This window comes from Bacillus sp. OTU2372, assembly GCF_038440275.1.
Taxonomy (GTDB): domain Bacteria; phylum Bacillota; class Bacilli; order Bacillales; family Cytobacillaceae; genus Neobacillus; species Neobacillus bataviensis_B.
In genome coordinates, this window is record NZ_JASATK010000018.1 from 1 (window position 1) to 25,910 (window position 25,910).

Consider the following 25,910-nt stretch of genomic DNA (forward strand, 5'->3'; position numbering starts at 1 on the left):
ATCTGCAGCGGGTCTCTTATTACTAAGAAATGAATATTGACTTCGAGAATTGTCCAGCTCCAGCTCCCAGCGACTAGTAGACTTCGCCCATCTCCCTACGATAGGTCAACATCGAATCGCTTTCGCTCTTCGTGTTTCCTTTATCTAAGTCGAAGTGCTCCAGTCTATACGTCGCTAAACGGTCGCTTCCGCTTTTCTTTTTTTATTCAATTATATATCCCTCAGCTTTCAGGGCTTGTTCCGCCTGATCTAAGACTTGCGTACTTGAAGCTGAAATCGTATGAAGGTGGAAGCCTCCGGTTAATTCAGATAATAAGGAAGCCTTCGAGTTTTTAATATTTTCCATAAATTGCTTCACCTCATGGCGGTTAGAAACCATGATAGAGGCAGTTAAATCGCCGTATACGGAGTGTTCAATTTTAACATCTTTTACAAGCACACCATGGTCAACAAGTAAATTCAATTCATTCTCTGTGTCTTCCGGTGTATGTTTGCAGGCAATGGTTCTCTCAAATCTAGGGGTGCCGGAGCTGGTCTTTAAATAGATATAGCCTTGGCTCGTGGCAATGATTGGTTCATTTTTAGCTTTAAGAAGGGTAATATCTCCAACAATAACTTGTCTGCTAACATTTGTTCTAGTTGCTAGTTCACTGCCGGTGAGCGGTTCAGAGCTGTCTTTCAGCTGCTGGAGGATGAACGACCTTCTTTCCTCTCCCAAAATTTTCTTTTGCTCAGCCATAAAAGATCTCCTTTAAATTTAATCTATCTACCTATTCTAGCACAGTTTGTTTCTTTCTATCACGGAAGCCGTTTGAACGATTTCACAATGCTGACCACTGTTTCCCCAAGTTTAACGACTTCCTCAATTGTTGAGGATGAACCAAAAGAGATCCGAATAAATTCCTTTGCTTCGTCTTTCTCTAAGCCTAGTGACTCCGTTACTTTTGCAGGGGTTTGCATTCCGATTTGGCAGGCGCTTCCCGTTGAGATGGCAAATCCAAGACGGTTGCATTCGAGCATCATCCATTGTCCCTCAATACCAGAAATCCGCAACCCAATAATATTGGCAAGCTGTCGATCGTCATCGGCTTGATAAATGTCCACCCATTCTTTTACCGGCTTCAGTGCTTCAATAAATGCTTTTCGGAGAGATTGAAATTTAGTTTGGTCCTCTTCAAGTCGTCCGATAATTTTCTGAGCAGCCGCCGTCATGGCAGCGACCGCCGGAACATTGACTGTTCCAGGCCGAAAGCCGCTTTCATGTGAACCCCCCGGGAAAAATGGCTCCCAAGAAAGGTTCGGGTTAATATAGACCCCGCCAATCCCTTTAGGCCCATAGATCTTGTGACCGGAAAAAGAAAAGCTGCTGACCAAGGGGGTGATATTTTTTACATTTATTTTTCCAAAGGACTGGACAAAGTCGCTGTGGAAATGAATTTTGTTTGCACTGGCTATTTTCGCCATTTCCTCGATTGGCTGGATGGTCCCAATTTCCGAGTTAACATGCTGCAATGTAATTAAAATCGTTTCTGGTCTAATCGAACGGAGGACGAGGTCCAAGTCAATCAAGCCATTTGAATTAAACGGAATAAGGGTGACTTCGTAGCCATCCTGTTTGTGCCGCTTTAAAACACCATGGACAGAGGAATGTTCTGCCATGCCCGCTATAATATGTTTGCCGCTCTTTAGTGGAGCAGACAAAAGGGCCTCGATCGCTAAGAAGTTTCCTTCCGACCCGCCGCTTGTAAAATATAAGCCTTTTTTATCAATGCCAAAAATATTTGCCAATTCTTCCCGGCAATTTTCCAGTAAAAATTGAGACTGACTGCCGATATCATGCAAACTTTGGGTGTTCCCAAAGTATTCTGTTGCCACTTTTACATAAACCTCAGCAGCATCCCGATCTAATGGAGTTGTCGCAGCAAAATCAAAATATATCATCCTAATTCTCCAATAATCTATTTTTTTAGTACTTGTTTTTAGTTTAATTCTGTGTAAATATATATGTCAAGACACCTGTTAATGCCAGGAGGGTCATCCATGATAAATGACGATGTAGTAATTATTGGAAGTGGGATAGCCGCGTTACAGCTGGCTGTTCAATTAAATAATCATTTAAATGTGAGAATACTCACAAAGGGGAAATTAAGAACGGCAAACTCTTATCTAGCACAAGGGGGCATTGCTGCCGCTTTAGGAGCAAATGACCACCCATCCAAACATATCGGGGATACACTTGAGGCGGGAAGATTTCATAATAACCCAGATACTGTCAGGGAAATAATTGCCGCTGCCCCATCCTTAATCCGAAACCTGTCACAGCAGGGAGAGGTTTTTGATAAGGATTCAAATGGTGAATTATTTTTAGGAATGGAAGGAGCCCATAGCGAAAAGAGAATTGTCCATGGCGGTGGTGATGCCACTGGTAAAAACGTCATGGAACATTTAATCAGCAGGCTCCCCAATAATGTAACGATTGAAGAAGATGTATTTGCTTACGAATTACTTTTAAACGCTGAAAAAACTCGCTGTGTGGGCGTTAAAGCAAAACAATCGGATGGGACGATACAAAAGTTCTATGGAAGCCATATCATTATGGCCTCCGGCGGCTGCGGGCAATTGTTCACTTACACCTCAAACGCTGGTACTGTATGTGGTGATGGCATCGCGATGGCCTACTTAGCAGGTGCAGAAATTGTCGATATGGAATTTATTCAATTTCATCCGACCCTTTTGTATATCAACGGTGAAACAAAAGGATTAATTTCTGAAGCCGTTCGAGGTGATGGGGCGACCCTTGTGACCGAAGATGGAACCCCTATTATGGAAGGGATTCATCCCATGAAAGACCTGGGTCCAAGGCATGTGGTTTCACAAAGAATCTATGAATTTCTTAAAAAAGGGAAACAAGTATTTTTAGATATTAGCAGTATTAAAGAATTTAGCAAAAGATTTCCTACCATTACGGCTATTTGTGAAGAAAACGGAATTTGTTTAGCGGACGGGAAAATCCCGGTTGCTCCAGGCAGCCACTTTTTAATGGGCGGTATTAAAACGGACTTAATGGGCCGTTCTTCCATTAATGGGTTATATGCGATCGGAGAAGCTGCCTGTACAGGACTGCATGGCGCCAACCGCTTGGCGAGCAATTCTTTATTAGAGGGGCTTTATCAAGGTGACCAATTATCAAAATGGATCAATGGCACCGGAACAGAGTATCAAGAATTTGATTCTAGAGATTTCTTACCACCAGTTATCACTAAGACGCTGAATTTACCGGATATTCAGCGAATCAAGGATTTGATGATGGAGCGGGTAGGGATTGTTAGGAATGGAGCCAATTTGAAAAAGCAGCAAGCTTGGCTGGCTCAATTTAATGCCGATCAAATCCAGTTAGATACATGTTCCAGATCGGATCTATCCAAAATCTTTATGGTGATTACAGCGAGTCTGATTACTGAATCCGCCTTACAAAGGACAGAAAGCCGCGGCGGTCACTATCGGAGTGATTATCCGTTAGAAGACAATCAAAATTGGTTACGTCAATCAATTACTCATAAAAAGAATCTGGGATTGGAGAAAAATAATGAACTCATTAAAACTGCGCTCGCAACTTGAGGAATTTTTTATTGAAGATATTGGCGAACAGGATTTAACAACCGATTACATTTTTTCGGATGATACCACGGGGAAAATTGTTTTTCTTTCAAAGGATGAGGGTGTCTTTTGCGGGGAGGAAATTATCAAATCCGGTTTCCATCTTTTAAATCATGACCTTATCATTGAGCTGTTTGTGAAGGATGGCCAAGCAATCGAGAAGGGCCAAGAGCTTGCCCATGTCTCAGGGAAAATTGCTGACTTACTAAAAGGAGAGCGCGTGGTCCTTAACCTTGTTCAAAGAATGAGCGGCATCGCCACCTTAACGCAAAAGACGGTTCATACTCTAGATAGCGGTCATACAAAGGTATGTGATACACGAAAAACAACTCCAGGTTTAAGAATGCTTGAAAAATACGCGGTTCGCTGCGGTGGAGGTTTTAATCATCGCTTTGGTTTATACGATGCAGTCATGATTAAGGATAACCATATTTCGTTCGCAGGCTCGATTTCAAAGGCAGTGGAAGCTGTCCGAAAAAAGGCTGGTCATATGGTAAAAGTTGAGGTTGAGGTAGAAACGGAAGAACAAGTGCTGGAAGCAGTTCAAGCTGGTGCGGATGTAATTATGTTTGATAACCGAACACCTGATGAAATTAAGGAGTTTATTAAACTGGTCCCAGCTGGTATCATTACTGAGGCTTCCGGCGGTATCCAATTAGCGAACATCGCTGACTATCGTGATACAGGTGTAGATTATATTTCCCTCGGGCTTTTGACCCATTCCTATAAAGCTCTTGATATAAGTGTAAAAGTAATATGGGATAAAGGAGATGAGTAGAATGAGCTTCTTAGAAACTTTACAAAAGAATGTGATGATTCCTGAAAAATACAAGCAAATGACGAGGGAAGAACTTGAAAACCGCGTAATCGAGGTAAAACAACAGCTTGGCTCACGTCTGTTTATTCCAGGTCATCATTATCAAAAAGACGAAGTAATTCAGTTCGCCGATGCAACCGGTGATTCTTTAAAGTTAGCACAATTATCGGCTGAAAACACGGAAGCAGAGTTCATTGTATTTTGTGGTGTACATTTTATGGCAGAGACGGCCGATATTTTAACAAGCGACAATCAAAAGGTATTTCTGCCTGATATGCGGGCCGGCTGTTCAATGGCCGATATGGCCGATATCCAGCAAACCGAAAGAGCTTGGGAAAAGCTTCAAGAACTGTTTGGAGACACGATCCTTCCCTTAACATATATCAATTCAACCGCGGCCATTAAGGCGTTCGTTGGTGGAAAGGGTGGAGCAACTGTCACCTCCTCCAATGCAGAAACAATGGTTAAATGGGCGTTAGGTATCAAAGAACGGATTTTATTTTTGCCTGATCAGCATTTAGGCCGGAATACGGCAGCGGATTTAGGGATTGGATTAGATGAGATGGCGATTTGGAATCCAATCTCGAATGCCCTTGAATATGAGGGAGATGTTTCAAAAATAAAAGTGATACTTTGGAAAGGGCATTGCTCTGTCCATGAAAACTTTACCGTTCAAAACGTCGCCGATACACGCGTTCAATATCCCGATATGAAAATTATCGTTCATCCGGAATGCCGCCGGGAAGTCGTTGAATTAGCCGATATGGCGGGCTCCACAAGTTATATTATCAAGACAATCGAAAAAGCAGAGCCAGGTTCAGCTTGGGCGATTGGAACCGAGATGAATCTAGTAAAACGCATTATCAATGATCACCCGGATAAACAGATTATCTCATTAAATCCGCATATGTGTCCTTGTTTGACAATGAATCGGATTGACTTGCCGCATTTAGTTTGGAGTTTGGAGACATTAGAGGAAACTAACAATATCATTAAAGTAGAATCAGACATTACTGAAAATGCAAAATTAGCCTTAGACAGGATGTTAAAAAATTCATAAACAGCGAAAAAAAGATGTAATTTATCTAATTGCATCTTTTTTTATTTTTAAAAGGGTCATTTTTCTACTTTGATGATATATCGGCGGTTTTTTCTAATATATCGGCAAAACAAGACCTTTTATCAGCGAAACCAATCTCGCCATATCTTTGGGGACTTATTCATAATTTTATAAAAGGAAGCATAAGTTTTTTTGAAGTATATTAGCACTTTGCCCATTTTCACATACACTATATGGACTTATGCCATAGGAGGGAAATCAGAGTGAAGATCCATATCGTACAGAAAGGGGATACTCTTTGGAAAATCGCCAAGAAGTACGGCGTGAATTTTGAAGAGCTGAAAAAATTGAATTCACAGCTCAGCAACCCTGATATGATTATGCCCGGTATGAAAATAAAAGTTCCAACTTCAGGTGGATCGATAAAGAAAGAAGCACCGATGGGAATGAAACCGGAAACGTCAATCAACTTAGGAACTAAAAAGGAAATGCCCATTGCTGAGCATCCGTTTGCCAAAGAAAAACCAGTTCCACTGCCAATCAAGGAAGCACCAATTGTGAAAGAACAACCAATCGTGAAAGAAAAACCGATTGTAAAAGAACAACCAATTGTGAAAGAAAAACCGATTGTAAAAGAACAACCAATCGTAAAAGAAAAACCGATTGTAAAAGAAAAACCGATTGTAAAAGAACAACCGATTGTAAAAGAACAGCCAATTATAAAAGAAGCACCGAAAGCACCATATACTCCAAAAATGCCACTGCAAATCATCCCGGAAATAGATATAAATAATTATTATACGTCTAACATGACAAACATGACCGTCCAGCCACAGCTTCCTCCTAAACCTGCCAATATACTTCCCGAGGTCAAAGAAGAACCAAAGAAAGAAATTCCAGTTCCTCCACCAGCACCAATACAAGAGATGCCGGTTCAGTCACCGCCGCTGCAAGAAAATTGTGTACCGATGACACCTGTCATGCCAGGCCCTGGATTCTGCCCTCCATTTGATGGAATGCCGATGCCGCATTTTATGCCTTATCCTGCAGTCCAAGGAGCAGGTTATCTGCCACACCCTGGAATGGTTCATGGAACACCTGGGTTTAATCCAGCTGTTGCCGGTACTTCGGTTATGCCGGGGCAATTTTTCCATGACGAGTCATCATCGTTCATGCCGCAAATGCCTGGTGTAAACCCTGCTTATAATCCTGGAGCCGCAATGGGATCCCCAATGCCTATGATGGACCCGGCCGCTTATGGTCAAACACCAATGGGCTATGGAGGCATGCCAGGCGGACCAAGCCAAATGCCAATGGAGTATGGAGGAGTGCCAGGCGGACCAGGCCAAATGCCAATGGGCTATGGAGGAGCACCAGCGGGACCAAGCCAAATGCCAATAGGATACGGAGGAGCACCAGGCGGACCAGCGCAAATGCCAGCTGAATATGGAGGAGTGCCAGCCGGTGCAGCGCAAATGCCGACGGGCTACGGAGAGGTTCCTGGAGGATACGGTCAAATGCCAACCGGTTACGGCGAAATGCCAGCTGGATATGGTCAAAACCCAATGGGCTATGGAGGAGTGCCAGCTGGGTACGGTCAGATGCCAATGGGGTATAGTGGAATGCCAGGAGGATACCCTGGAGAACCAATGGCAGGGGCTCAAGGTTATCCCGCTTCATATCAAGGGGGAATGACTCAAGCCCCTCCAGGAACGCCTGGTACCATGTATGGCAACCCTGGAATGGTTAATCCTTACGGAACGGGAACCGCACCATACGGATATCCACAAGTGGGAGGACCTGGACCGCAAGTAATGGGTGTACATGATTTTGAATCTTCTGACCTTCTTCCACCTACTGCAGGGGCACAAATGCCTTATATGCCGACAGCCCCAACACAAGGGCCGCCAGTAGGAACAGGAGCTCTAGGTGACTGCGGCTGTGGTGGAGGAATGCCGCCTGCTGGGATGGTTCCACCAAACGCACCGGCAAGCTTTGTGCCGCCAACACCGCCAATTTACAGTGCACCATATACAGGACCCATGAATGTTGCTCATCCGCCATATATGAATCCTTACGGTGTGGGACCAGCTGGAACAAATCCTTACGGTATGCCAGGTTACCGTGATGAAAGCAATTAAAACATCCCGCAGCCAAAAAGGAGACGATGATTACTTGAATCGTCTCCTCTCTTATTTTAAATCACAGTTTTATGAAAAAATTATTCAGCTGGTTCCGATTCAAAAGTCTGTTTATTTATTAAAAACCGAAAGTAATACTTATATTATGAAAGGATATCGTTCCCATAACAGACTAAAGCTTCAAGAGGCTTTTACAGCAACATTAAGAACAGAGGGATTTTTGAAAACCTATATATTCTTAACTAATCCGATGAAAGAACAGCTCTTTTTTGAGGGAACCTATTTTGGCTGCATCGAATATATTCCTCCACATAAAACAGCCTTTTCCTATCATTCCCATCGTAATCGTCAAGAAGGGCTTGATTTGTTGAAACAATTTCATCAAACAACCGCTTCAGTTGAAAATAGGTACCGTACTTTACTGCCCAAGGGTCTGTTAATTGAAAAATGGACGGAAAGACTCAAAGTCTTTTCGGGCAATCTTCCTTTAATAAAGTATTATCTAGATGATTACATGATTTCTGAATTGATATCTTGGGCCAATTGGTCACTGGCGGGTATGATAAAAAAACGACGCTTTTTTCAAAAGGAACAAGATGTTATTCTTCACGGCGATGTCGCCTATCATAATTTTCTTCGTGACCAAAATGGACAGCTGAATTTAATTGATTTTGATTTAATTAGTATTGGCCCGCCCTCATTTGATTATTTACAGTATGCCAATCGAATTCTTCCCTCTATCGATTGGTCATTGGATAAATTGGGAAGTTTAAAGCAAATAGGAAAATATTTAGATGAAGAAGCCTTTTTGTATGCCTTAGCTTTCCCGAGCGATATTTTTCGAGAATGGAATCGACTGATTCGGCAAAAAGCCTATACCGACAAAGCAAAAATAAGGCAGGTTATGGATTTAACAGTCAATCAATTTCATCTGCGGAAAAAATTTATCAGCCAATTACAGGAAAAAGTGAAATGATTTTATCAGAATGAATTACAACGGAAGATAACACCCTATAAATGAGCAGAATATTATGCTCAGATTGTACTCTAGGGGGTTTATCGCTTGAACAATAAACAGTGGATGATTCCTCTTTCCTTCTCTTTATTATTAGGTGTAACTGGATGTGCAAATGATAATAATCGTGCTGGGAATAATGGAAATAACCTAGCTCGGCCGATTGGTTATTATTCAAATGAAAATCACGCCAATAACGATTATGACATACTACGGGACAATGATGGTACCATAACGGAAATCATGGACCATAATTTAGGCGTGGAAGATCAAGCCGTTGATGAAAAAACCAGAAGGCAGATGCAAAAAAGAGATGAAAATGGGAATCCCCAAAATCCAACGGTCCCTAGAGCCAAAACGGATCGGAACTTTTTCCAGCGTGACAACCGTTTTAGCACAAGTGATCTGAACTATCACGGTCACTTGAGTGCCAAAAATGGGAACAACGGGGTAGTGACAGATCCAGAGTTCCAGGATCGTTTTACAGCTAAAATTAGAAACAAAGTGGAAAATATCGATAATGTCAGGAATGTAAGATCTGTTGCTTATGGCAATACCGTGATTGTTTCGGTTTCTTTGCATGACCATGATCGGTCAGCTGAAACAAAACAAGCTATTAAGAACGCGGTTCAGCCTTACGCAAAAGGAAAAGACGTTCAGGTTATTACTGACGATGGAACGATGGGCCGTATGAAGAACATTCATAATGATGCTCAGAGGGAAAAGGGTGGTAACTAATCCAGTCTCAATCCAGAGGCAAGCTTTCGGGCTTGCCTCTTTTTTTATAATTTTCTAAAGGATAATAAGGCAAATAAAGGCTAAACTAGTACTGTAAGGTATGTTCAATAATTAACATTAAGAGGTGAGTAACATGAGGGTCATTTGGATAGCAATGTACAGGTACACATTAGCCGTATTTGCTGTTATTCTCTTCATGTTTATCGTAAGTGTTCCATGGCTAATACCAACAAGCTCGGCTGCACAGCAGGAATACCAAACACCGAGAACAGAGCCGTTCAACTTGACGGTTATCTTGGAAAGAGTCTATCTTGATGGGGAAGTAAGTCAGGAATTTGTGCACGAGACATGTTGGAAAATGGATAATTTTTGGGCTAAATATGACCAATGGCAGCTTACCAACATTAACGAGTCAACCTATGTATTCCGAAAGCAGGTTGACGATATCTCCCCATTATTAAAAGCAAATGGATTTTTTGGTGTCACAGAAGATGGTGTCTTAACGATCTTTAATGGCCGGCCAGGACAATCACGGATTATTCAGTCATTCTTTCAAATAGATATCAAGAAACTGGAGAGTAAAAAACAAGAAGAATTAATTCAGGGTATCCCAATTAAATCCAAAGATCATTATGTTGAGGTTTTAGAGACATTTGAACCTTATTCTTTAAAAAAAGAGTAAACGTGTCAAATTCAGACTGATTGAGTCAAATCAGCCTGTTTTTTTATGTTAATAGCTTTTTTTACTCCATCTCAACTTTAGACATACTGAATTATTAGACTTTTTAGGAAGAAACGATTTTCTTCAATAACCTTCTGAACTTATGTTAAAATGAAAGACAGCTGATTTTTCAAGAGAAAAACCTTTGAGGTTTATTTGGGGAGAGAAGACGATTGTATGAATTTATAAAAGGGATGGTAGAATTTGTCGGCCCAGAATACATTGTCGTTGAAAATAATGGGATCGGCTACCAAATTTCGACACCCAATCCGTTTATTTTTGCCGGTAAAATGGAAACAATGGTAACGGTTTATACCTATCATTATGTCCGCGAAGATGTTATCGCCCTATACGGATTTGAAACAAGAGAGGAAAAGAGACTTTTTACCAAATTATTAAATGTCTCGGGGATTGGCCCTAAGGGGGCGCTGGCCATTCTAGCTTCAGGTGAAGTCCAGCAAGTGGTAAATGCTATTGAAAATGAAGATGAAAGCTTTCTTGTAAAATTTCCAGGCGTCGGCAAAAAAACAGCGCGGCAAATGATTCTTGACCTGAAAGGGAAATTACATGATATCGTTCCCGATTACTTTCCTAATCTTTTTAATGCGGATGAATTTCAAATGCCTGAGCAGTTAGTCAATTCGTCCTTCGAAGAAGCCATCCTTGCCTTAAAAGCCCTTGGCTATTCTGAGAAAGAAATTAAAAAGATTTCTCCTGAATTACAAAAAGAGCAGCTTTCAACCGATCAATATATTAAAAAAGCCCTTCAGCGGCTTTTGAAATAGGTGATAATTCATGGACGAGCGGATTATATCGAGTGAAGTGAATGAAAGCGAGATTACGATTGAACAAAGCCTGAGGCCGCAAACATTAAAGCAATACATCGGGCAAACTCAAGTAAAAGAAAATCTCGAGATATTTATAAAGGCTGCAAAGATGCGGAAGGAGACGCTTGATCATGTTCTTCTTTATGGACCTCCGGGATTAGGGAAGACAACACTTGCGGTTATTATTGCCAATGAAATGGGAGTGAATATCCGGACAACCTCAGGACCTGCTATCGAACGGCCTGGCGATCTAGCTGCCATTCTAACCTCTCTTGAACCTGGGGACGTTTTATTTATCGATGAAATTCACAGGCTCCCACGGACAATTGAAGAAGTTCTTTATCCAGCGATGGAAGACTTTTGTCTGGATATTGTCATCGGAAAAGGGCCAAGTGCGAGGTCCGTCCGGCTTGACCTTCCGCCGTTTACATTAGTCGGTGCTACTACCCGGGCAGGCTCTTTATCCGCTCCGTTACGCGACCGATTTGGAGTTTTGTGCAGGCTCGAGTATTATAAGGAAGATCAACTAAAAAATATTGTGTTGAGAACAGCTGATTTGTTTGAAACTGAAATGGATGAACCTTCTGCAGCTGAAATTGCCAGAAGGGCAAGGGGAACCCCAAGAATCGCCAACCGTCTTCTACGCCGGGTGAGGGATTTTGCACAAGTGAAGGGGAATGGTACAATTGACCTGTCCCTAGCAAGACAAGCATTGGAATTACTGCAGGTTGACCGTTTAGGACTTGATCATATTGATCACAAGCTATTAAAAGGTATTATAGAAAAGTTCCGCGGTGGACCGGTTGGGCTTGATACGATTGCCGCCTCAATTGGGGAAGAGGCAGAAACGATTGAAGATGTGTATGAACCATACCTCCTGCAAATCGGCTTTTTACAGCGAACCCCGCGTGGCAGGGTCGTAACTGGTGCAGTATATCACCATTTTGGCATGGAGGTGCCAATGGAATAAACTTAAGTTTTACCTGTTTGGAAGATTTCATATAAGTAAGGTGTGTTAGATATGAAAGTAGATTTATTTGATTTTCACTTGCCTGAAGAACTAATTGCTCAAGTCCCTCTAAAAACAAGGACCGACAGCCGATTGATGGTTTTAAATAAACAAACAGGCGAAATCAAGCATGAAGTGTTTAAAAATATCACTGAATATTTGCGTGAAGGGGACTGCCTTGTTTTAAATGATACCAAGGTACTGCCTGCACGCCTTTTTGGTGTGAAAAACGATACCGGTGCCAAGATTGAAGTCCTTCTTTTAAAACAACTTGAAGGCGATCAGTGGGAAACACTTGTGAAACCGGCAAAAAGAGTGAAGGTAGGGACAGAAATCGTCTTTGGCGATGGAGTGCTTACAGCCGTTTGCATCGACGAGTCAGACCATGGCGGCAGAGTATTAGAGTTTAAATATACTGGTATATTCTACGAGGTACTTGATCAGTTAGGTGAAATGCCGCTGCCTCCCTATATAAAAGAACAGCTGGACGACCGTGATCGTTATCAGACGGTATATGCCCGTGAACCGGGGTCGGCCGCTGCTCCAACTGCAGGTCTTCACTTTACGGAGTCCCTGTTGGAGGAAATCAAAGCAAAAGGAGTACATATAGCATTTATCACGCTTCATGTAGGCCTTGGGACCTTCCGCCCTGTCAGTGTGGAAGATGTATTGGAGCACGATATGCACGCTGAATTTTATATGGTTACAGAAGGCACCGCAAAGCTGCTGAACGAGGTTAGGCAGAGTGGGGGAAGAATTGTAACAGTTGGAACCACATCAACAAGGACATTAGAAACCATAGCATCTGCAAATAATGGACAATTTACCGCCGGAAGTGGCTGGACAAGTATCTTTATTTATCCTGGCTATGAATTTAAGGCCATTGACGGTATGATTACTAATTTCCACTTGCCAAAGTCCACACTGATCATGTTGGTTAGTGCTTTAGCTGGCAGAGAGAATATTTTGCATGCCTACAATACAGCCGTCGCTGAACGGTATCGCTTTTTCAGCTTTGGTGATGCAATGTTCATCATCTAGTGTAAGCAGTAGGAAGGAGACAACAATTTGACTGCGATTCGTTATGAATTAATTAAAACATGTAAACAAACGGGGGCCAGGCTTGGTCGAGTACATACACCGCACGGATCTTTTGACACACCGGCGTTTATGCCTGTCGGGACATTGGCAACCGTAAAAACAATGTCACCTGAAGATTTAAAAGAAATGGGTGCAGGGATTATTTTAAGTAATACCTACCACTTATGGCTCAGACCTGGACATGAAATCATTAAAGAGGCTGGCGGCCTTCATAAATTTATGAATTGGGACCGGGCTATTTTAACCGACTCAGGTGGTTTTCAGGTATTTAGTTTAAGTGAATTCCGTAAAATTGAGGAAGAGGGAGTTCATTTCCGTAATCATATGAGTGGTGAGAAACTATTTTTATCACCGGAAAAGGCTATGGAAATTCAAAATGCCCTAGGTTCCGATATTATGATGGCATTTGATGAGTGCCCGCCGTTTCCTGCCACTTTTGAATATATGAAAAAGTCCGTTGAGAGGACGTCAAGATGGGCTGAGCGCTGTTTAAATGCTCATCAGCGTCCACAAGACCAGGGATTATTTGGGATCGTCCAAGGCGGCGAATATGAAGAGCTCCGCAAACAAAGTGCAAATGACCTTGTCTCACTTGACTTCCCAGGTTATGCAGTAGGCGGGTTATCAGTCGGAGAGCCAAAGGATGTCATGAACCGTGTCCTTGAATTTACCACACCAATGTTGCCAACAAATAAACCTCGCTATCTAATGGGAGTTGGCTCACCGGATTCTTTGATTGACGGAGCGATTCGAGGAATTGATATGTTTGATTGTGTATTGCCAACACGAATTGCCCGAAATGGTACGTTAATGACGAGCACTGGACGCCTTGTGGTGAAGAATGCACAATTTGCCCGGGATTTTGGACCGCTTGATCCTGAGTGTGATTGCTATACATGCCGAAATTACTCGAGAGCTTATATCCGTCACTTAATTAAATGTGATGAAACGTTTGGAATTCGTTTAACGTCTTACCATAATCTCTATTTTCTGTTAAGATTAATGGAGAAGGTCAGACAAGCCATCATGGAAGACAGGCTTGGAGATTTCCGCGAAGAGTTTTTTGAACGTTATGGTTTTAACAAGCCTAACGCGAAAAATTTCTAATGGAACTTTTTTGAAAGGAGGGAACAAGATGCAAGGTATTGGTACAATCATTCCATTAATATTAATGTTTGTGTTATTTTATTTCCTATTAATTCGTCCACAGCAAAAGCGCCAAAAAAAGGTTGCGAACATGCAAAACGAATTGAAAAAAGGGGATAAAATCGTCACGATTGGTGGTCTTCATGGCTTTATTGACTCGATTGACGATAATAAAGTTGTGATTAAATGTGGTGACGGCAGCCGTCTTACATATGACCGCAATGCCATCCGTGAAGTAACTGAATCCGCAGCTGGTGCAAGTGAAGGAAGCGTAAGCCTTAACAAATAAGGAATCATAAAAAGGAAGCCATACATGTATGGCTTCCTTTTCTATTAGATAAGAAAGTATTAAATGACTTTAAAATGATCTAGCTGCAGCGCCTAGGAAAAAATGAACTACTTTTTCCCTGTTCAAGGCGCTTCCGCTTTACTTACGCCGACCTCCGAGAATTGTTGGCAGCTATATTTACTCCCAATATTCCGCCCATCATCGCAATCAATGTATAGCAGGTGTGATATATTACTTGTTCCGCATCAAACAAGCGGTCATAGCCAAGGTATTGAAACAAAAAGACAACAAATGAATAAATAATCCCTGTTAGTCCCCCGATAAGCCAGCCTTTTTCTTTTCGTTTTCCTCCTGAAAGAAAACCGCCGCCAAACAGCCCGATGAATGATAAGGCTGTAATCACATATTGAAGTGATCCCTCTTGAGCGGATGTAAATCGAAGGATAAACGCAAAAATAAGACTGCAAACTAGGGCAAAGGCAAAAATAAAAATTAATCCATACAGTATGGATACCCCAAAGCTTTTCGATTCGATTTTAACTCTCCCCCTTCGTTCCAAGACCATACCTTCCTCTTTTTTAGCTGGCCAAGTCCTAGACAGTTATTCTTCCTAGTACAAGCGTATTCAGGCTAAACACAAAGTAGAATAGATATTTCTGCACGGCCATTATTTTTTGGAACTAACTTCCTTTCATAAATGCTTAGAATAAACCCGATACTATTCTGTGATTTAAAAAAAGGGGCGGACCAATAGTGGAATATGTATCGATCGTGTTTCGGACCATTGTATTTTATATCCTCATCCTGATTATTTTTCGGGTGATGGGCAAACGCGAAATTGGTGAACTTAGTATTCTGGATCTTGTCGTATTTATTATGATCGGTGAGATGGCGGTCGTTTCCATTGAGAATCATCGTTCTCCGTTATTACACACGATGGTTCCCATGTTAGTCTTAATGGCCATTCAGATAATCATGGCAATATTATCATTAAAGAGTAAAAGGTTTCGTGATTTAGTTGATGGGAAACCAATCATTATTATTAACAGAGGAAAGATTGATGAGAAGGCCATGCGGAAGCAGCGCTATAATTTTGATGATTTAATGGTGCAATTAAGAGAAAAGGACATCCGCAGTATTGCGGACGTTGAATTTGCTATTTTAGAGCCCTCCGGAAGTTTATCTGTGATAGAAAAATTAAAAAATCCTGAAGATCCGACAAAGCAGGGCGACATCACGATCCCTTTAATAATGGATGGACAAATTGACGAAGAAAATCTAAAACGGATCAATAAAACAAATCTCTGGCTCCGGCAGGAATTGAAAAAGAAGGGATACCGGGAAATTAAAGACATTTCTTTTTGCAGTTTTGAAAATGGAAACTTTTATATCGATTTAAAGGACTACGATTAAGAAGACACGCCCATAAGGCATGTCTTCTTTTAGTTGGTTTAAATTAAATTCGACTTTGAAAATTGTCCAGCTCCAGCGCCCAGCGACTAGTCCGCTTTTCTGATCACGAAGGGATTAGGTTTCCGAACCATGGAATCCGCTTTAGTTCCTCTTTTTTAATTAGGCGGAATAAAACAAGCATGACAATATAAGAAACTATCATAGCGAATGCCGCTGTGATGACACGCACAATTAAATGTTCCTGTAAAAGGAAATGTTCAAAAAGATAATAGCCCAGCCAGCCTGAGAGCCCCATCACGAGGAATCCCTTTAAATAGTCTCTTGTATAAAAGGAAAAGGAAACCTTCTTTAATACGGTTGCAAAATGTAGTCCGGTTACAAGGACAAAACCAACGACAATCCCTAGGGCAGCGCCATTAATCCCGAATGAGGCTTGAGAGGCAAGTAAGAAAATTACAGCTGTTTTAACAACTGAACCAATTAGACTATTAATCATCGCTGCTCGCGCAAGGTTTAAGGCCTGTAACACTGCCTGTAAGGGCCCTTGATAGTAGTAAACCAACATAAATGGAGCCATAAGACGGATAAAAAAGGATCCTTTTGTAGAGCCGTACATCAGGTGCATGAGCGGGTCCGCTAATACATAGAGGATAATCACGGCAAGTCCGCCTGTTAAAAACACAAACCGCAATGCTTGCTGTAATCGATATTCAATAATATTATGTTGATTCTTAGAATTGGCCTCACTAATAGCAGGTACAAGGGAGGTTGCCAGCGAAAAGGTAACAAAGGAAGGCAGCATTAACAACGGCATGGCATAACCGGTTAAGGCACCATATTGCTTTGTAGCATCGCCGGCAAGCACACCTGCTAGGGCTAGACTGTGGGCCACGACAATCGGTTCAAAAAACCAAGATATCGAGCCAATCATTCTGCTTCCCATCGTAGGCAGAGCGATTTCCATTAAGTCTTTAAAAGTTCGCTTTCCTTTTTGAACAAATTGAAAAAAGTTTTTTCTCAGCTTAAACCGTTTTTTTAATTTAAAGGTAGTCAGTAGATAACCGAGAGAAAGCAATTCACCTAAAACGGAGGCTGCCATGGCCGCTGCCGCCGCATATTCCACTCCGTAAGGGAGAAATGTTTTAGTGGCTGTAGCGATTAACGTAATTCGGACAAATTGTTCAAGTATTTGTGAAATGGCTGATGGACGCATATTTTGCCGGCCTTGAAAGTATCCTCGCAACACAGATGCCACTGCGATAATTGGAAGTGCTGGGGCAATCGCGATCAGAGGATAGTATGTTCTTGGGTCGGTAAAGAGTGTGGTTGATAGAATAGGTGCCAGTAAAATCAATGCTGGTGTAAAGATTATCGATAAACCCACCGTGATCGCCAGGGATACGACTAGGATTTTTTTGATTTCGGCATGATCACCTTTGGCCTCCGCCTCTGCAATGTTTTTCGAGATAGCAACCGGAAGACCTAACTGAATAATCGTTACAACAAGAATGAACGTAGGATATGCCATCATATATAAACCGACGCCTTCTTCGCCTATACTTCTTGCCAGAACAATCCGATAAATAAAGCCTAGGACTCTTGTGATAAAACCTGCAACTAAAAGGATAAAAGTCCCTTTTAAAAACTTCGACATTTAGGTTCCCACCTTCTCAAATAAGAAGAATTCATATACAATTAACTATATGCCTAGTGGTGGACAAAGCATGACAAGTTGTATCAGCTTTTTGAATGGTTTTGATAAACGGTGAATTTTCAAACGAGATTTTGGGGAGGCAGAGAGAATGGATAATAGTCACGTAAACGAAGAGTTCCGTACCCAAGTACAGCCGGCAATAAAAAGCAAATTAGAGGAGTTTCGACTGCTGGGAATTGATTCTGTATCAGAACAAGGTTTTTGGGAATTCTTAGTAAAGAAAAAGTGGAAAAAGGTAAAACATGAGATGAGGCTTCACGAAATGATCCAGGATATTCTCTCTGTTAGGGTAAGTGACTATCTAAATTATGTAACAATCGAATCCTATAAAACTTCCGAATTCTCGATTGATAATGTAGAAGAGCTTAAGGAGCTTTTTAAATAAGAAAAAATGTTAAATTGACAGCCTGTATAAGTTATTTCATAATGAAAGAAGTGACTTTTTCATTATTCTTAAATAGGGGTAAACGTACAGTGCTTTATTCACATGCACTAAGGAGGAACATTACATAATGGTAAAGCGTAGTAGAATTATTGCTTTCTTTCTTTTGATTCTCATTTTTGGAAGCACAATTGGAGCAACAACAAAGAACATCTTAAATAATATGAAGCTTGGACTGGACCTTCAAGGTGGATTTGAGGTCTTATACGAGGTTCAGCCAGCGAAAAAAGGGCAAAAAATTACAAAGGACGTCTTGGCTAGTACTGCAGAAGCCCTCGATAAACGGATTAATGTCCTAGGAGTAAGTGAACCTAGCATTCAAATTGAAGGTACTAACCGAATTCGTGTTCAGCTTGCCGGCGTAAAAGACCAAAACAAAGCAAGGGAAATCTTGTCCACACAAGCAAATCTTACTTTCCGGGATGCCAATGACAAATTAATGATGGACGGGTCTGATCTGAAGCAAGGGGGAGCTAAGCAAACCTTTGATCAAAATGGGGCACCAAGCGTTACTTTATCATTAAAAAGTGCTGATAAATTCCGTAAAGTCTCTGAAAAAATTATGAATATGGCGCCAAACAATTACCTAGTTATTTGGCTGGATTTTGAAGAAGGAAAAGATTCCTTTAAAACGGAAGTAACCAAAGCAAAGCCAAAATTTTTATCGGCTCCGACTGTAAAGGAGATCTTTAATCAGGATTCCGTTTCCATTGTCGGCAGCTTTACAGCAAAAGAAGCGCAAACTTTGGCTTCTCTATTAAATGCTGGTTCCTTACCTGTAAAACTGAAGGAAGTTTATTCCACTTCTGTTGGGGCTAAGTTTGGGGAACAGGCCTTACATGAAACAGTTTTTGCTGGAATTGTCGGTATAATAATCATCTATTTATTCATGATTTTCTATTATCGTTTTCCAGGGTTTATTGCTACGATTACGTTAACCATTTTTACATATCTAGTGCTATTAATTTTCGATTGGATGAATGGAGTCCTGACCCTGCCGGGGATTGCTGCAATCATCCTCGGGGTAGGTATGGCAGTAGATGCCAACATCATCACTTATGAACGAATTCGTGAAGAATTAAAGGTAGGCCGAAGCCTAAAATCAGCGTTCGAAGCTGGAGAGAAACATGCCTTTACAGCTATATTTGACGCAAACTTAACAACCATTCTTACCGCATGTGTGTTATTCTTCTATGGGACAAGTTCTGTTAAAGGGTTTGCGACTATGTTAATTGTGAGTGTTCTAATGAGCTTTTTGACCAATGTATACGGGTCAAGGCTGCTATTAGGACTATGGGTGAAGAGTGGTATCTTTAATAAAAAACCTGGTTGGTTTGCCGTACATCCTTCACAAATTAAAAGTATTAATGACAACGTTGATACTGTCGACCTGCCAACCAGATTCGATAAAATTGATTTTATTGGATTAAGAAAGAAAGTATTTATTTTATCTGGAACTCTTATTCTCGCAGGTGTTATCGTTCTTGCTATTTTCCGCTTGAACTTAGGTATTGATTTTTCAAGTGGTACTCGTATAGAGGTACAATCGAAGACGCCATTAACTACAGAAGAGGTTAGAAGCGCTTTTACTAATCGCGGATTAAAACCGGATGATGTAGTAATCTCAGGTAACAACAATCAAATTGGTGCTGTTCGAATGATTGGTGTATTGTCTAAAAATGAGATTGCTTCTTTAAAAGCAGATTTTAAAAAGGAATATGGCTATGAGCCGAATGTCAGCACAGTTTCTCCGACTGTAGGTAAAGAACTGGCGAAAAATGCCTTTATTTCCGTACTGCTGGCATCAATAGGCATCATTCTCTATGTTTCAATCCGATTTGAAGCCTATATGGCCATTGCAGCTATTGCTGCCATCCTTCACGACGCATTCTTTATGATTGCCATTTTCAGTATCACAAGACTTGAAGTAGATTTAAACTACATCGCGGCGATTTTGACGATTGTTGGTTATTCAAACCATGATACAATTGTTACGTTTGACCGGGTTCGTGAAAATATGCAAAAGAAAAAACGTCTTAAAACGGTTCAGGATATTGCTGATGTGGTAAACGTAAGTATTCGTCAAACGTTAACTCGTTCCATTAATACAGTTTTTACAGTACTAGTTACTACAGCATGCATAATGATTTTTGGAAGTCCTTCAATTCGTAATTTCTCAATTGCATTGTTTGTCGGATTAATTGTCGGTGTTTATTCATCCGTCTTTGTCGCAGGCTCTTTATGGTATGTTATGAAGTGTAAGGAACTGAAAAAGAAGGGTGTCATTAGAACCGTTAAGGAAAAAAGAAAATACTCTGATCAGCCTCAAGTCTAGTATGTGTGAAAAAACTGCAAATCTTTTTGCAGTTTTTTCTTTTGATTGAAAGCTTTGATAGGCTCCTGTATAATTAGAAAGTCTGAGGGGTGAACGTACCAATGTTAAAATCAAAAACAAAATGGATTGTTCGCAATTCTGATCACAATCTCGCCCAAATGCTTGTAAATGAATTGAAGATAACACCGCTAGTTGCATCCCTACTTGTAAACCGTGGACTTAATACCGTAGACTCTGCTCGGTATTTTTTATTTGGAAAAGATGAGTTTCACGATCCTTTCTTATTAAAAGGAATGGAAACAGCGGTTAAGCGAATTCGTGAGGCGATTGAAAAACAAGAACCTATCCTCATTTTTGGAGATTATGATGCAGATGGTGTAAGCAGCACCTCGGTGTTAATGATTACACTTCGTGATTTAGGGGCAAACGTCCAATTTTATATCCCTAATCGTTTTACAGAAGGTTATGGACCAAACGAACCCGCATTCCGTCAGGCGGCGGAAAATGGTATAAAATTGATTATTACCGTCGATACAGGAATAGCTGCCGTTCATGAAGCAGCAGTTGCACAAGAAATTGGCTTGGATCTTATTATTACCGATCACCATGAACCTGGACCGGTTTTACCAGAGGCCCTTGCAATCATTCATCCAAAACTGCCTGATAGCATTTATCCATTTCGTGAACTGGCCGGAGTAGGAGTAGCTTTTAAACTGGCCCATGCATTGTATGGGGAAGTTCCCGAGCATTTATTTGAAATCGCCGTTATTGGCACGATTGCTGACTTAGTATCGTTAAAAGGTGAAAATCGCCTTATCGCTAAAAAAGGCCTCGAAAAACTTAAAGTAACTCAAAATATTGGACTTAAAGCAATTTTAAAAGTAGCTGGTGTGGATCTGATGTCGATCAATGAAGAGACGATTGGATTTACACTTGCACCTAGAATAAATGCGGTCGGCAGGCTGGAAGATGCCGATTTAGCCGTTCAATTGTTATTGACTGACGACCCGCACGAAGCGCAAAGCTTAGCAGAAGAAATGGATGCCTTAAATAAAACAAGGCAGGAGATTGTCAATGCTATTACGGTTGAAGCGATCGAAGAGGTTGAAAAAAACTACCCAATTGAGACCAATAAAGTACTTGTTATTGGTAAAGAAGGCTGGAATCCCGGTGTTATTGGAATTGTTGCCTCAAGACTTGTCGAAAAGTTCTATCGGCCAACGATTGTGCTGAATTTTGACCCGGATAAAGGGGTCGCCAAAGGCTCGGCAAGAAGTATTATTGGCTATGATTTATTTAAAAATTTATCCACCTGCCGAGAACTTCTGCCGCATTTTGGCGGACATCCGATGGCGGCAGGGATGACTTTGAAACTTGAAGACGTTGCAGAGCTTCGTGAACGCTTAAACCGCCTTGCTGACGAGCAGCTGACGGATACCGATTTAATTCCGATAACACAGCTCGATGAGGAGATTCGTCTTGGAGATATTAGCTTATCGTCATTAGATGAACTTAGTTTGCTGGCGCCTTTTGGAATGGATAACCCGAAGCCAAAAGTGTTAATAGAAAATGTGGCAATTACAAGTATGAGAAAAATTGGCAGTGAACAGAACCATCTTAAGGTTTTAGTCAATGAAGAAGGTTCAACCCTTGACGGAGTTGGTTTTGGTTTGGGCACTCTCGTTGATCATATTTCACCTGCCTCAAAAATTTCATTAATTGGAGAATTATCTATTAATGAATGGAATAATATACGTAAACCACAAATCTTTATTCATGATATGGCTGTTCATTCGTGGCAATTATTCGATTTTCGCGGGCAAAAGCGAGCGAATCATATCGAAACCACAGTACCTGCTGAAAACAGAAAAATCATCATTTTTAATAAAGAAAACCTTGAGAAATTAAAACCTGAATTGCGGTCTGAAGTGATCTTTATTCAAGATATGGAAGAGGCTAAGGCGTTTGATGGGTACAAAGCTAATGTTGCATTAGTGGATTTCCCTCCGTCAAAAGACCTTTTAAATGGATTGTTCGCTGGAAAAGAACCTGCAAGAATTTATGCTTATTTCTTTAAAGAAGCAAGCGATTATTTTTCCACTATTCCTACACGCGATCATTTTAAATGGTTCTATGCCCTTCTGTTAAAAAAAGGCCCAATCGACCTGAAACTCCATGGTGATACTATCGCGAAACACCGTGGCTGGTCTCAGGAAACGATAAAATTTATGTCAAAGGTGTTTTCTGAACTGGATTTTGTTACAATAAACAATGGATTTATTACTTTAAAAACTGGAGCGCAAAAGCGTGACCTGACTGATTCCAAAACTTATCAAACAAAACAGGCCCAGTATGCTCTTGAAAGAGAATTATTGTTTTCCTCATTTCAAGAATTAAAAGGCTGGTTCGATCAAGTCATTCAAGGATCGGTTGAATCTGAGGAGGCAATTGAAGAATGGATTTAAGAGAATTTATTACAATCGTACCCGATTGGCCAAAACCGGGGATTAAATTTAAAGACATCACCCCTTTAATGAATAATGGTGAAGCCTATAAATACGCAACAGATCAAATCGTAGCATACGCAAAAGACAGGCAGATTGACATTATTGTCGGACCGGAAGCACGTGGCTTTATTATTGGCTGCCCGGTTGCCTATTCGTTAGGAGTTGGGTTTGCACCAGTCCGTAAAGAAGGAAAGCTGCCAAGAGAAACAATTAAGGTAAGCTATGGTTTGGAATATGGTAAGGATGTTTTAACTATCCATAAAGATGCCATTCAACCAGGACAACGGGTGTTAATCACAGATGATTTGCTGGCAACAGGAGGCACGATTGAAGCAACAATTAAGTTAGTAGAGCAGCTTGGCGGTGTTGTAGCGGGTATTGCTTTCTTAGTAGAATTGAGCTATTTAGAAGGCCGTAGTAAACTAGACGGCTACGATGTTCTTACATTGATGCACTATTAATGGAGAATCGAGGGCACTCAGGAAACGAGTGCTCTCTTTATATAATGGTAAAGGTGAGTTTTTTAACGTGAAACTCATGTAGAGCAGCTCCATAAGAGTAAAAAACGACAAAAATTTCGTAATTTAGTAAAAAAACAGCACAATCTCTTTACAACTTCGCTATTTTTTTCGATAATAGTAACAATCATTCTAATTTAGTAACAATTTTTTTCAAAATTATTTATATAGATAGACATTTTGATTTAGTCTAAAAGATAGAGTTCCAAAAAACTTTGATATAAAAAATGAGATGAAAATAAAGGTGATTTCATGGCGAACGATCAAGTGTTAACGGCCGACCAAGTCATCGACAAGACCAGAAAGTATTTGAATGATGAGCATGTTGAACTAGTCAAAAAAGCTTATGAGTACGCGAAACATGCCCATCGTGAACAATATAGAAAATCGGGAGAGCCATATATTATTCATCCTATTCAGGTTGCCGGTATTTTAGCCGACCTTGAAATGGACCCGGCAACGGTGGCGGCTGGTTTTCTCCATGACGTTGTAGAAGATACCAATGTAACCTTAGGGGATATTGCAGAGGCTTTTAACGGCGAAGTGGCAATGCTTGTTGATGGGGTTACAAAGTTAGGGAAAATTAAATACAAATCTCATGAGGAGCAGCAGGCGGAGAATCACCGGAAAATGTTTGTGGCAATGGCGCAGGACATACGTGTGATCCTTATTAAGCTCGCTGACCGCTTGCATAATATGCGGACACTTAAACATCTTCCTATGGAGAAACAGCGCCGAATTTCAAATGAAACACTTGAAATTTTTGCACCTTTAGCTCATCGTCTTGGTATTTCTAAGATTAAATGGGAGTTGGAAGATACCGCATTAAGATATTTAAATCCGCAACAATATTACCGGATTGTCAACTTAATGAAGAAAAAACGTGCAGAACGCGAGCAATATTTGGATGATGTCGTTGAAGAAGTGAAGGGCCGCCTAGATGAAGTATCTATTAAGGCAGAGCTTTCAGGGCGACCAAAGCATATCTACAGCATCTATCGAAAAATGGCACTGCAAAATAAACAATTCAGTGAAATCTATGATTTGCTAGCGGTTCGAATTGTAGTGAATAGTATTAAGGACTGCTATGCCGTTCTTGGCATTATTCACACCTGCTGGAAGCCAATGCCAGGTCGTTTCAAGGACTATATTGCGATGCCGAAACCGAACATGTATCAGTCCCTGCACACAACGGTTATTGGACCAAAGGGAGATCCGCTTGAAGTACAAATCCGGACGTACGAGATGCACCGAATTGCGGAATTTGGGGTTGCGGCCCACTGGGCATATAAAGAGGGAAAAGCGATTAGCGATAGCTCGACCTTCGAGCAGAAACTTACCTGGTTTAGGGAAATCCTTGAGTTCCAAAATGATACGGCGAATGCCGAGGAGTTTATGGAGTCATTGAAAATTGATTTGTTTTCCGATATGGTATTTATTTTTACACCGAAGGGTGATGTTATCGAACTGCCATCCGGTTCTGTTCCTATTGATTTTGCCTATCGGATTCACTCTGAAATCGGTAATAAGACAATTGGCGCAAAAGTGAACGGTAAAATGGTGACACTGGATTATAAGTTGAAGACCGGCGATATCATTGAGATCCTCACATCAAAACACTCATACGGACCAAGTCAAGATTGGTTGAAGCTGGCTCAGACATCACAAGCCAAGAACAAGATTCGCGCATTCTTTAAGAAGCAGCGCCGCGATGAGAATGTCATTAAAGGCAAAGAGCTGGTTGAAAAAGAAATCCGTAATATGGAATTTGATCTTAAAGAAATTTTAACACCGGACAATCTGAAAAAAGTCGCTGAGAAATTTAACTTTATGAATGAAGAAGATATGTATGCGGCAGTTGGATATAACGGTGTAACAGCCTTGCAGGTGGCAAATCGCTTAACGGAAAAAGAACGGAAAAAACGTGATAAGGAACAATCGGCAACCATTGCCAATGCCATTACCGATTTAAAAGCCTTCCCGTCAACGAAAAAGCGGGAATCAGGTGTACGGGTTCAAGGGATTGATAACCTGTTAATCCGGCTGTCAAAATGCTGTAGTCCAGTTCCAGGTGATGAAATTGTTGGTTTTATTACGAAGGGGCGCGGTGTCTCTGTCCATCGTTCCGATTGCCCTAATATTGATTCCAATGATGCTCAATCTAGATTGATTCCGGTTGAGTGGGAATCTTCCTTGAACGACCGTAAGGAGTATAACGTTGATATCGAAATCAGCGGTTATGACCGTCAAGGGCTCCTTAATGAGGTACTCCAAGCGGTTAGTGAGACGAAGACCAATATTTCAGCTGTTACCGGGAAGTCTGATCGGAATAAAATGGCGACGATTATTATGTCGATTGCCATTCATAATGTTAACCACCTCCAAAAGGTTGTGGAGCGCATTAAGCAAATCCCAGATATTTATTCGGTTCGCCGGATCATGAATTAAGGAGTTTCTAGC

Annotated in this window: 22 protein-coding genes; 18 read left to right on the forward strand and 4 right to left on the reverse strand. The window is 41.0% G+C overall.

Annotated features, from left to right (window positions below; all coding sequences use genetic code 11):
• Positions 1-202 precede the first annotated feature (202 nt).
• On the reverse strand, positions 203-739 hold the full coding sequence (locus AAHB15_RS21850; RefSeq protein WP_335571320.1) for a transcription repressor NadR: 537 nt from the start codon (positions 737-739) through the stop codon (positions 203-205).
• A gap of 59 nt (positions 740-798) precedes the next feature.
• On the reverse strand, positions 799-1,941 hold the full coding sequence (locus AAHB15_RS21855) for an IscS subfamily cysteine desulfurase (RefSeq protein ID WP_342043344.1): 1,143 nt from the start codon (positions 1,939-1,941) through the stop codon (positions 799-801).
• 99 nt (positions 1,942-2,040) lie between these two features.
• Between AAHB15_RS21855 and nadB the strand changes: the two genes are divergently transcribed.
• From nadB to yajC, 12 genes are all read left to right on the forward strand, one after another.
• Positions 2,041-3,618, forward strand: a complete 1,578-nt coding sequence (nadB, locus tag AAHB15_RS21860; RefSeq protein ID WP_335571322.1) for an L-aspartate oxidase — start codon at positions 2,041-2,043, stop codon at positions 3,616-3,618.
• Positions 3,587-4,435 (forward strand): carboxylating nicotinate-nucleotide diphosphorylase, encoded by an 849-nt coding sequence (gene nadC, locus AAHB15_RS21865; protein ID WP_335571323.1) that lies wholly within the window; start codon positions 3,587-3,589, stop codon positions 4,433-4,435. The genes nadB and nadC overlap by 32 nt, the downstream gene beginning before the upstream one ends.
• A 1-nt stretch (position 4,436) precedes the next feature.
• The gene (gene nadA, locus AAHB15_RS21870) at positions 4,437-5,534 is read left to right on the forward strand and encodes a quinolinate synthase NadA (RefSeq protein ID WP_335571324.1); all 1,098 of its coding nucleotides are present in this window, start codon (positions 4,437-4,439) and stop codon (positions 5,532-5,534) included.
• Between the two features lie 263 nt (positions 5,535-5,797).
• Positions 5,798-7,675, forward strand: coding sequence for a SafA/ExsA family spore coat assembly protein (safA, locus tag AAHB15_RS21875; protein ID WP_342043345.1), 1,878 nt, complete (start codon positions 5,798-5,800; stop codon positions 7,673-7,675).
• The gene (locus AAHB15_RS21880) at positions 7,662-8,651 is read left to right on the forward strand and encodes a phosphotransferase (protein WP_335571326.1); all 990 of its coding nucleotides are present in this window, start codon (positions 7,662-7,664) and stop codon (positions 8,649-8,651) included. Before safA ends, AAHB15_RS21880 begins: the two co-directional genes overlap by 14 nt.
• Before the next feature lie 87 nt (positions 8,652-8,738).
• A complete protein-coding gene (locus tag AAHB15_RS21885; RefSeq protein WP_335571327.1) occupies positions 8,739-9,428 on the forward strand; it encodes a YhcN/YlaJ family sporulation lipoprotein in 690 nt (229 codons plus the stop codon).
• 133 nt (positions 9,429-9,561) lie between these two features.
• Positions 9,562-10,110 (forward strand): intercompartmental signaling factor BofC, encoded by a 549-nt coding sequence (locus AAHB15_RS21890; RefSeq protein ID WP_335571328.1) that lies wholly within the window; start codon positions 9,562-9,564, stop codon positions 10,108-10,110.
• A 212-nt stretch (positions 10,111-10,322) separates the two neighbouring features.
• Positions 10,323-10,934, forward strand: coding sequence for a Holliday junction branch migration protein RuvA (gene ruvA, locus AAHB15_RS21895; protein WP_335571329.1), 612 nt, complete (start codon positions 10,323-10,325; stop codon positions 10,932-10,934).
• A gap of 10 nt (positions 10,935-10,944) precedes the next feature.
• Positions 10,945-11,946, forward strand: a complete 1,002-nt coding sequence (ruvB, locus tag AAHB15_RS21900; RefSeq protein WP_098529866.1) for a Holliday junction branch migration DNA helicase RuvB — start codon at positions 10,945-10,947, stop codon at positions 11,944-11,946.
• Positions 11,947-11,997: 51 nt separating this feature from the next.
• A complete protein-coding gene (gene queA / locus AAHB15_RS21905; protein ID WP_098529867.1) occupies positions 11,998-13,026 on the forward strand; it encodes a tRNA preQ1(34) S-adenosylmethionine ribosyltransferase-isomerase QueA in 1,029 nt (342 codons plus the stop codon).
• A 27-nt stretch (positions 13,027-13,053) separates the two neighbouring features.
• Positions 13,054-14,193, forward strand: a complete 1,140-nt coding sequence (gene tgt / locus AAHB15_RS21910) for a tRNA guanosine(34) transglycosylase Tgt (RefSeq protein WP_335571330.1) — start codon at positions 13,054-13,056, stop codon at positions 14,191-14,193.
• Positions 14,194-14,221: 28 nt separating this feature from the next.
• Complete coding sequence (gene yajC / locus AAHB15_RS21915; protein ID WP_098529869.1) at positions 14,222-14,521, forward strand: preprotein translocase subunit YajC; 300 nt, start codon at positions 14,222-14,224, stop codon at positions 14,519-14,521.
• Positions 14,522-14,663: 142 nt separating this feature from the next.
• Here yajC and AAHB15_RS21920 read toward each other — a convergent pair whose 3' ends face one another.
• Positions 14,664-15,080: a TIGR04086 family membrane protein gene (locus tag AAHB15_RS21920; RefSeq protein ID WP_335571331.1), complete on the reverse strand. Its 417-nt coding sequence runs from the start codon at positions 15,078-15,080 to the stop codon at positions 14,664-14,666.
• A 191-nt stretch (positions 15,081-15,271) separates the two neighbouring features.
• On the opposite strand from AAHB15_RS21920, the gene AAHB15_RS21925 reads away from it, so the two are divergent.
• Positions 15,272-15,934 carry a DUF421 domain-containing protein gene (locus AAHB15_RS21925; RefSeq protein WP_335571351.1) on the forward strand — a complete coding sequence of 221 codons (663 nt, stop codon included), beginning with the start codon at positions 15,272-15,274 and terminating at the stop codon, positions 15,932-15,934.
• Positions 15,935-16,037: 103 nt separating this feature from the next.
• On the opposite strand, the gene spoVB is transcribed toward AAHB15_RS21925, so the two are convergent.
• On the reverse strand, positions 16,038-17,588 hold the full coding sequence (spoVB, locus tag AAHB15_RS21930) for a stage V sporulation protein B (RefSeq protein WP_335571332.1): 1,551 nt from the start codon (positions 17,586-17,588) through the stop codon (positions 16,038-16,040).
• 148 nt (positions 17,589-17,736) lie between these two features.
• Here spoVB and AAHB15_RS21935 point away from each other — a divergent pair, with 148 nt between their 5' ends.
• From AAHB15_RS21935 to AAHB15_RS21955, 5 genes are all read left to right on the forward strand, one after another.
• Positions 17,737-18,033 (forward strand): post-transcriptional regulator, encoded by a 297-nt coding sequence (locus AAHB15_RS21935; RefSeq protein ID WP_335571333.1) that lies wholly within the window; start codon positions 17,737-17,739, stop codon positions 18,031-18,033.
• Positions 18,034-18,160: 127 nt separating this feature from the next.
• On the forward strand, positions 18,161-20,425 hold the full coding sequence (gene secDF / locus AAHB15_RS21940; protein ID WP_335571334.1) for a protein translocase subunit SecDF: 2,265 nt from the start codon (positions 18,161-18,163) through the stop codon (positions 20,423-20,425).
• 101 nt (positions 20,426-20,526) lie between these two features.
• Positions 20,527-22,890: a single-stranded-DNA-specific exonuclease RecJ gene (gene recJ, locus AAHB15_RS21945; protein ID WP_335571335.1), complete on the forward strand. Its 2,364-nt coding sequence runs from the start codon at positions 20,527-20,529 to the stop codon at positions 22,888-22,890.
• Positions 22,881-23,393 (forward strand): adenine phosphoribosyltransferase, encoded by a 513-nt coding sequence (locus AAHB15_RS21950; protein ID WP_335571336.1) that lies wholly within the window; start codon positions 22,881-22,883, stop codon positions 23,391-23,393. The genes recJ and AAHB15_RS21950 overlap by 10 nt, the downstream gene beginning before the upstream one ends.
• Before the next feature lie 309 nt (positions 23,394-23,702).
• Entirely contained in the window at positions 23,703-25,898 is a 2,196-nt protein-coding gene (locus AAHB15_RS21955; RefSeq protein ID WP_335571337.1) for a RelA/SpoT family protein, read from the forward strand.
• The last annotated feature ends 12 nt before the right edge of the window (positions 25,899-25,910 follow it).